The organism is Burkholderia sp. A2, from assembly GCF_001729305.1.
Classification (GTDB): Bacteria; Pseudomonadota; Gammaproteobacteria; order Burkholderiales; family Burkholderiaceae; genus Burkholderia; species Burkholderia sola.
Genome location: NZ_LZXX01000099.1, coordinates 174,670 through 182,922 on the forward strand (window position 1 = coordinate 174,670; position 8,253 = coordinate 182,922).

General features: G+C 66.7%; 7 protein-coding genes. 2 read left to right on the top strand and 5 right to left on the bottom strand.

Annotation, left to right across the window (positions count from 1 at the left end):
• Positions 1-11 precede the first annotated feature (11 nt).
• Positions 12-1,136, top strand: a complete 1,125-nt coding sequence (locus tag A9Z05_RS19345) for a murein transglycosylase A (protein ID WP_069619496.1) — start codon at positions 12-14, stop codon at positions 1,134-1,136.
• A gap of 249 nt (positions 1,137-1,385) precedes the next feature.
• Here A9Z05_RS19345 and paaK read toward each other — a convergent pair whose 3' ends face one another.
• The 5 genes from paaK to paaN form a co-directional block, all read right to left on the bottom strand.
• Positions 1,386-2,684, bottom strand: a complete 1,299-nt coding sequence (gene paaK, locus A9Z05_RS19350) for a phenylacetate--CoA ligase PaaK (protein ID WP_069619497.1) — start codon at positions 2,682-2,684, stop codon at positions 1,386-1,388.
• A 38-nt stretch (positions 2,685-2,722) separates the two neighbouring features.
• Positions 2,723-3,175 carry a hydroxyphenylacetyl-CoA thioesterase PaaI gene (gene paaI, locus A9Z05_RS19355; protein ID WP_069619498.1) on the bottom strand — a complete coding sequence of 151 codons (453 nt, stop codon included), beginning with the start codon at positions 3,173-3,175 and terminating at the stop codon, positions 2,723-2,725.
• Between the two features lies 1 nt (position 3,176).
• The gene (paaG, locus tag A9Z05_RS19360) at positions 3,177-3,968 is read right to left on the bottom strand and encodes a 2-(1,2-epoxy-1,2-dihydrophenyl)acetyl-CoA isomerase PaaG (RefSeq protein WP_069619499.1); all 792 of its coding nucleotides are present in this window, start codon (positions 3,966-3,968) and stop codon (positions 3,177-3,179) included.
• Between the two features lie 45 nt (positions 3,969-4,013).
• Positions 4,014-5,216, bottom strand: coding sequence for a 3-oxoadipyl-CoA thiolase (pcaF, locus tag A9Z05_RS19365; RefSeq protein ID WP_069619500.1), 1,203 nt, complete (start codon positions 5,214-5,216; stop codon positions 4,014-4,016).
• A gap of 87 nt (positions 5,217-5,303) precedes the next feature.
• The gene (paaN, locus tag A9Z05_RS19370; RefSeq protein ID WP_069619501.1) at positions 5,304-7,010 is read right to left on the bottom strand and encodes a phenylacetic acid degradation protein PaaN; all 1,707 of its coding nucleotides are present in this window, start codon (positions 7,008-7,010) and stop codon (positions 5,304-5,306) included.
• Between the two features lie 129 nt (positions 7,011-7,139).
• Between paaN and A9Z05_RS19375 the strand changes: the two genes are divergently transcribed.
• Complete coding sequence (locus A9Z05_RS19375; RefSeq protein ID WP_069619502.1) at positions 7,140-7,916, top strand: enoyl-CoA hydratase; 777 nt, start codon at positions 7,140-7,142, stop codon at positions 7,914-7,916.
• The last annotated feature ends 337 nt before the right edge of the window (positions 7,917-8,253 follow it).

The window sequence follows — 8,253 nt, forward strand, 5'->3', positions numbered from 1 at the left end:
ACGGACATTGTATGTGGTTTGGGCCCCGGCTGGCCGGGTGGATGGCCGCGGCCGCGGCGGCGGCGCTGCTCGCTGCGTGCGGCGGCGCGCCGACGCGGACTTCCGCGCTGAAGCCGCCGACCGGTGCGGCGATCGTGCCGGGGCAGGTCGCCGCGAAGCGGCTCACGCCGGTCGCGTGGCAGCAGGTGCCGGGCTGGCAGGACGATTCGCTGATCGGCGCGACGGCCGCGCTGCGGCAGAACTGTGCACGGCTCGCGCGCCAGCCGGCCTGGACACGCGCTTGCGCGGCCGCCGACCGGCTCGACGAACTCGACGTCAGCAGCGCCCGCAGCTTCTTCGAAACATATTTCACGCCGTTCCAGTTCGCGAACACCGACGGTACGCTCGACGGGCTCGTGACCGGCTATTACGAACCGCTGCTGCACGGTTCGCGCGTACGCCGCGGCCCGTATCAGTACGCGCTCTATCGCTGGCCGGCCGGCTATCGCGCGGGCGCCGCGCTACCGGCACGCGCGCAGCTCGAGCGCGCCGGCATCCTGAACGGCAACGAGCTCGTGTGGGTCGACGATCCGATCGAGGCATTCTTCCTGCAGGTGCAGGGCTCGGGGCGCGTGCTGCTCGACGACGGCTCGGTGATGCGGGTCGGCTTCGGCGGTACCAACAACCAGCCGTACCGTTCGATCGGCAAGTGGCTGCTCGATCGCGGCGAGCTGACGCCCGCGCAGGCGACGATGCAGGGCATCAAGGCCTGGGCGAAGGCGAACCCGACGCGCGTCGACGCGCTGCTCGATACGAATCCGCGCTTCGTGTTCTTCCGCGACATGCCGACCAAGGAGGATGCGCCGCACGGCGGCGCGGACGGTCCGATCGGCGCGCTCGGCGTGCCGCTGACGCCGGAGCGCTCGATCGCGGTCGACCCGTCGTCGATCCCGCTCGGCACGCCGGTGTTCCTGCAGACCACCCGTCCGTTGACGAATACGCCGATGAACCGGCTCGTGTTCGCGCAGGATACGGGCTCGGCGATCAAGGGCGGCGTGCGGGCGGACTATTTCTGGGGGCTCGGCGACGACGCGGGCGACCAGGCCGGCCGGATGAAGCAGGTCGGCCGGATGTGGCTGCTGTTCCCGAATTCGTGATTGGGGGGCGGCGAAGGCAGCCCGGATGGCGGTTGTGAACGAGACGCGGCATGGATGGCGCGTCTCATGCGCGCGGGGCGTGCCGGTCTGATCGCTGGTGTGCCCGTGTGATTTCAGTTCGCGTGATGCTCTGCGTGTCACGTCGAACGACGCGTTGGAGTAGAACAGCCCGATCGGCGTTGGCCGACCGGGCTGTTCCGTTTGCAGGCACGGATTCGCCGCTGCGCGACGTGCGCGCGGCGAACGAGCTCAGCCCTTGCGTTTGTCGACGACGCGGCGCGCCTTGCCGACCGAGCGCTCGATGCCGTTCACGGGCAGCACGTTGATCACGGCCGTCACGCCGATCAGCGACTTGATGTCGTACGCGAGCGCCTGTTTTGCCGCCTGGATCGCCGCGGTATCGGGCGCCGTCTCCGGGCAGGGCTCGACGTTGAGCGTCAGCACGTCGAGCGGGCCTTCCTTCGTCAACACGATCTGATAGTGCGGCGCGAGCGCGCGCTGCTTGAGCAACTGCTCCTCGATTTGCGTCGGGAACACGTTGACGCCGCGCACGATCATCATGTCGTCCGAACGGCCGGTGATCTTCTCCATTCGCCGCATCGTGCGAGCGCTGCCCGGCAACAGGCGCGTGAGGTCGCGGGTGCGGTAGCGGATGATCGGCAGCGCTTCCTTCGTCAGCGACGTGAACACGAGCTCGCCGAGTTCGCCGTCCGGCAGCACTTCGCCGGTTTCGGGGTCGATGATTTCCGGATAGAAGTGGTCTTCCCAGATGGTCGGGCCGTCCTTGGTCTCGACGCATTCGGACGCGACGCCCGGGCCCATGACTTCGGACAGCCCATAGATGTCGACGGCGTCGATGCCCATCCGCTGTTCGATCGCGACGCGCATGTCATTGGTCCACGGCTCCGCGCCGAAGATGCCGATGCGCAGCGAACTCTGCGCGGAATTCAGGCCCTGGCGCTCGATCTCGTCGGCGATCGACAGCATGTAGCTCGGCGTGACCATGATGATGTCGGGCCGGAAGTCCTGGATCAGCTGTACCTGCTTTTCGGTCTGCCCGCCGCCGAACGGGATCACGGTCAGCCCTGCGCGTTCGGCGCCGTAGTGCGCGCCGAGCCCGCCCGTGAAGAGGCCATAGCCGTAGCTGACGTGCACCTTGTCGCCGCGGCGCGCACCGGCCGCGCGGATCGAACGTGCGACGAGATTCGCCCACGTATCGATGTCGGCGGCCGTATAGCCGACGACCGTCGGCTTGCCCGTCGTGCCCGACGACGCATGGATGCGCGAGATCTGGTCCTGCGGCACCGCGAACATCCCGAACGGATAGCTGTCGCGCAGGTCGCCCTTGGTCGTGAACGGGAAGCGCGACAGGTCGGCGAGCGTCTTCAGGTCGTCCGGATGCACGCCCGCTTCGTCGAACTTGCGGCGATAGACGGGCGAGTGGTCATACGCATGCCGGAGCGACCACTTGAGGCGTTCGAGCTGCAGCGCGGTCAGCTCGTCGCGTGAGGCGGTCTCGATCGGCTCGAGCGGTAGCGGGGTAGTCATGCATGTCTCCAGTGTTTGTTATGGGCGGGCCGTCGACGTCAGCGGTCTTCTGGGATGACCGTGCCCTTGATCTGGGCGGATTTGCCGCGAAACATCGCGACCGTGTCGCCTGTCTGGTTCGTGACGCGGATGTCGTAGATGCCCTGGCGGCCGGCGCGCGCCTGTTCGATCGCCTCGGCCGTCAGCATGTCGCCGCCGTGCACGGGGCGCAGGAATTCGATCGAGCAGCCGGCCGCGACCGCATTCACGTTGTACGAGTTGCACGCGAACGCGAACGTCGAATCGGCGAGCGTGAAGATGATCCCGCCGTGGCAGGTCTGGTGCCCGTTCAGGAATTCGGGCCGCACGCGCATCTGCAGGCGGGCATAGCCGGCGCGTACTTCGGCGATTTCCATGCCGAACGCGCGGCTGCAGGCATCGGCGTCGTACATGGCCTGAGCGGCGGCGCGGGCGAGCGAATCGGGGTCGAGCGTGGCGGTGGCGTCCGTCATGTCAACGCCCTTCGAAGCGCGGTGCGCGCTTCTCGATGAAGGCCTGCACACCTTCCGCATAGTCGTGCGACTGACCGAGCTTGCGTTGCAGGTCGCGTTCCACGTCGAGTTGCTGATCGAGCGTATTCGTGACGCTGTCTCGCATCGACTGCTTGATCGACGCGATCGCGAGCGTCGGCTGCTGCGCGAGCTGGGCGGCGACCTGGCGGACCGTCGCGACGAGCGCGTCGTCGTCGACCGCGCGCCAGATCAGGCCCCACTGTTCAGCCTGTTCGGCGCCGAGCTTGTCGCCGGTCAGCGCGAGTCCCAGCGCGCGCGCCATGCCGATGCGTTGCGGCAGGAACCACGTGCCGCCCGAATCGGGCACGAGCCCGATCTTCACGAAGGCCTGGATGAAACTGCTCGAGCGGGCGGCGAACACGAGATCGCATGCGAGTGCGAGATTCGCGCCGGCGCCGGCCGCCGTGCCGTTGACGGCGGCGATCACTGGAATCGGCAGACGCTGCAGGCGGCGAATCAGCGGATTGAAATGCTCGTCGATCAGCGCGCCGAGATCGGTGGACGCGCCCGGCGTGAAGTCGAGGTCGGCCAGATCCTGGCCCGCGCAAAAGCCGCGCCCCGCCCCCGTCAGAATCAGCGCGCGTGCACCGGCCGTCTCGACTTCATCGAGCGCCGACTGCAGTTCGCGATGCATCGCCCGCGTGAAGCTGTTCAGCTTGTCGGGACGGTTGAGCGTGATCGTGGCCACGCGCGCGGCCTGATCGATATCCAACTGGATCGCCTGATAGGACATGCAGTATCTCCGTCATGACTTCGTTATAGGCGCGCGGCGCGGCGGTTACACGCGTTCGATCGCGAGCGCGATGCCCTGACCGACGCCGATGCACATCGTACAGAGCGCGAAGCGGCCGCCGGTACGCTCGAGTTGATGGAGCGCCGTGGTGACGAGCCGCGCGCCCGATGCGCCGAGCGGGTGGCCGAGTGCGATCGCGCCGCCGTTCGGGTTCACGCGCGGATCGTCGTCGGCGACGCCGAGCATGCGCAGCACCGCGAGCCCCTGCGACGCGAACGCCTCGTTCAGTTCGATCACGTCGAACTGGTCGATCGTCATGCCGAGCTGGCGCAACAGTTTCTGCGTGGCCGGCGCGGGGCCGATGCCCATCACGCGTGGCTCGACGCCGGCGGTCGCCATGCCGACGACGCGCGCCCGGCGGCGCAGGCCATACTGGTCGGCGGCCTGCGCATTGGCGAGCAGCAACGCGCAGGCGCCGTCGTTCACGCCCGACGCGTTGCCGGCCGTGACCGAGCCGTCCGGGCGCACGACACCCTTCAGCTTCGCGAGCGCCTCGAGCGACGTTTCACGCGGATGCTCGTCGCGCGACACGACGATGGCGTCGCCTTTCTTCTGCGCAATCGTGACCGCGACGATTTCTTCAGCGAGCGTGCCATCTTGCTGGGCCCGCGCGGCCTTTTGCTGGCTGCGCAGTGCGAACAGGTCCTGATCCGCGCGGCTGATGTGGTAATCGACCGCGACGTTCTCGGCGGTCTCCGGCATCGAATCGACGCCATGCAGTTGTTTCATCAGCGGATTGACGAAGCGCCAGCCGATCGTCGTATCGAAGATGTCGGCCTGGCGCGCGAACGCGCTCGCGGCCTTGCCCATCACGAACGGCGCGCGCGTCATGCTCTCGACGCCGCCTGCGATCATCAGGCGCGCTTCACCTGCCTTGATCGCGCGGGCGGCCGTGCCGACCGCGTCCATCCCGGAGCCGCACAGCCGGTTCAGCGTCGTGCCCGGCACGGCGGTGGGCAGGCCCGCCAGCAGCGCCGACATGCGCGCGACGTTGCGATTGTCCTCGCCGGCCTGGTTCGCGCAGCCGTAGATCACGTCGTCGATCGCCGCCCAGTCGACGTCGCGGTTGCGCTCGATCAGCGCCTTGAGCGGCACCGCGCCAAGGTCGTCGGCGCGGACATCTTTCAGGGCGCCGCCGTAGCGGCCGATGGGAGTGCGAATCGCGTCGCAGATGTAGGCGTCTGTCATGAGCGTATCGGAGAGTGACGAACCCGCCGGGTGTCGGATTCGTTCATGGTAGAGAACATGGCGGCGTTTGCACGTCGGCCAATCGGGTTATGCCGTCTGGCCAGCTTCCGCCGGTGCTGCCTTCGGAGCAACATGGACGCGACTTTGGACCACGCGGAACCGGTTGGCGACGAATGCCGGATCGGCCAGCGCGGCGTTGGCCGCCGGGTTCGCGCCCGTGCCGTGGAAGTCGGAGAACGCGGCCGACTGATTGACGAATACGCCGCTCGTCAGGTTGATCGACAGCGCGACCCCGCCGCGCACCGCCGCGTCATGCGCGGTGTCGATGATTGCGTCGTCGGTGCTGTAGACGGAGAGGGTCAGCGCACCATGCTCGGCGGCGATTTCACCGGCCAGATCGAGCGACTGCGCGGTCGAGTCGGTTGCGATCACGAACGAAATCGGGCCGAACCACTCCTGCGTGAATTTCTCGCGATCGGCCACGTCGAGTTGCAGCACGAGCGGCGTGCGCACGCGCGCGTCGGGGAAGGTGGGATGCTGGAGCGTCACGCTGTCCGCGAGCACGCGGCCGAGCTTGCGCGCGTCGTCAACGCGCGCGGTCACGCCGTCGTTCTGGATCGCGCCGATCAATTCGACCGAGCGTGCCGGGTCGCCGGTGAGTTTTTGCACGGCAACCGCGATCGCTTGCGCGACTTCGTCGAAGCTCGCATGGCCGTCGGCCGTCCGGATACCGTCGCGCGGCACGTAGATGTTCTGGGGCGCCGTGCACATCTGGCCAGAGTACAGCGCCAGCGAGAACGCGATGTTCTTGGCGACGGCCTTCAGGTCGTCGGTCGAGTCGATCACGATCTGGTTGACGCCGGCTTTCTCGGTGTAGACCTGCGCCTGGTGGGCGTGGCGTTCGAGCCACGTGCCGTTCTGCGTGCTGCCGGTGAAGTCGATCAGCTTGATCTCGGGGCGCAGCGCGAGATCCTGAACGAGGGCACCGTCGTTGGGTTCGGTCGCGAGGAGGGTGACCACGTTCGGGTCGAACCCGGCTTCGCGTAGCACGTCGCGGGCGATCCGCACCGTGATCGCGAGCGGCAGGATTGCACCCGGGTGCGGTTTGACGATCACGGTATTACCGGTTGCCAGGTCGGCGAACAGGCCCGGGTAGCCGTTCCAGGTCGGGAACGTGCAGCAGCCGAGCACGAGGCCCGTGCCGCGCGGCACGATCGTATAGCGCTTGTGCATCGCGAGCGGCGGGTTCTTGCCTTGCGGCTTTTCCCAGTGCGCATCGGCCGGGATGCGGCGCAGTTCGTCCCACGCATAGGTGACCGCCTCGAGGGCGCGGTCCTGCGCGTGCGGCCCCCCGGCCTGGAACGCCATCATGAAGGCTTGCCCGGTAGTGTGCATCACGCTGTAGGCGATTTCGAAGCTTGCGCGATTCAGGCGCGCAAGAATTTCGAGGCTGACGCCGATCCACGCGCTCGGGCCGGCTTCGCGCCACGTGCGTTGCGCGGCGGCTGCGGCAGCGATCAGAGCGTCGGGCGCCGATTTCGGATACCGGATACCCAGCGCGATGCCGTACGGCGAGCGCTCGGCGCCGACCGTATCATCGGACGCCGGCTGGTCGAGCACGAAGGTCTTGTCGAGGTGCGACTTGAACGCGGCCTCGCCGTCCGCGCTTGCGCTTTCCCCGTACACTTTGGGGCTCGGCATTTCGGCGAACGGGCTCCAGTACCCGCGGCTCTCGATGGCGGCGAGTGCGTGTTTCAGCGTGTCTTCGTGCTTCGTGAACAGGGCATGGGTCATGGCGGCAGCCTGATGAACATTGAGAGGGATCGGATCGATTAATTAACCGACCGGTTGGTCGGAGAATGGTAGCATCAAACTATTCGCATGTGCGAGGCGTTTCTCATTTCATTGATCGAGGAGAAATAGATGGCTTACGAGAACATCCTGGTGGAGACCCGGGGGCGTGTCGGTCTGGTGACGCTGAACCGTCCGAAGGCGCTGAATGCGCTGAACGATGCGCTGATGGATGAGCTGGGCGCTGCGCTGAAGGCGTTCGACGCGGACGACGATATCGGCGCCATCGTCGTGACCGGCAGCGAGAAGGCGTTTGCGGCCGGCGCGGACATCGGCATGATGGCGACCTACTCCTATATGGATGTTTATCGGGGCGACTACATCACGCGTAACTGGGAGACGGTCCGCGAGATTCGCAAACCGATCATTGCTGCGGTTTCGGGCTTTGCGCTGGGTGGTGGCTGCGAACTTGCGATGATGTGCGACATCGTTTTCGCGGCGGACACGGCCAAGTTCGGCCAGCCGGAAATCAAGCTGGGCGTCATGCCGGGTGCGGGCGGCACGCAGCGTCTGCCGCGTGCGGTATCGAAGGCGAAGGCAATGGACATGTGTCTGACCGCGCGCTTCATGGACGCCGCCGAGGCCGAGCGTGCCGGGCTCGTATCGCGCGTGCTGCCGGCCGACAAGCTGCTCGACGAGGCGATTGCCGCGGCGGCGACGATCGCCGAGTTCTCGCTGCCGGCGGTCATGATGGTCAAGGAGTCGGTGAACCGCGCATACGAGACAACGCTGGCTGAAGGCGTCCACTTCGAGCGCCGGTTGTTCCATTCGTTGTTCGCGACGGAAGACCAGAAGGAAGGGATGGCGGCGTTCGTCGAGAAGCGGAAGCCCGTGTTCAAGCACCGCTGATCGGCCGGCGCGGCGATAGGTATCTAGTGACTGATCTGTATCCGTTGTCGATGCGATTGCCTCGCCCGGTGCTTCAAAGCCTCCGTGCGCGTCAGCGCACGGAGGCTTTTTCAAACTTTCTTCACAAAGAGCTTGCGCGGATGGGGGCAGGTGCTTAGAATCACGCCTCTTTCGCGCTAACGGAAACGCGGCGCGGAGGAAGGGAAGCGGTGCTGTCGGGGTTCGGGATGTAGCGGGCCATGGCGGCGCAGGAAGATGGCCCGGCGGTCGCAACGATGTAGTGTAAAAAGTTGTTGACGAACTGCGGAACACGGTTGATAATCTCGCTTCTCTGCTG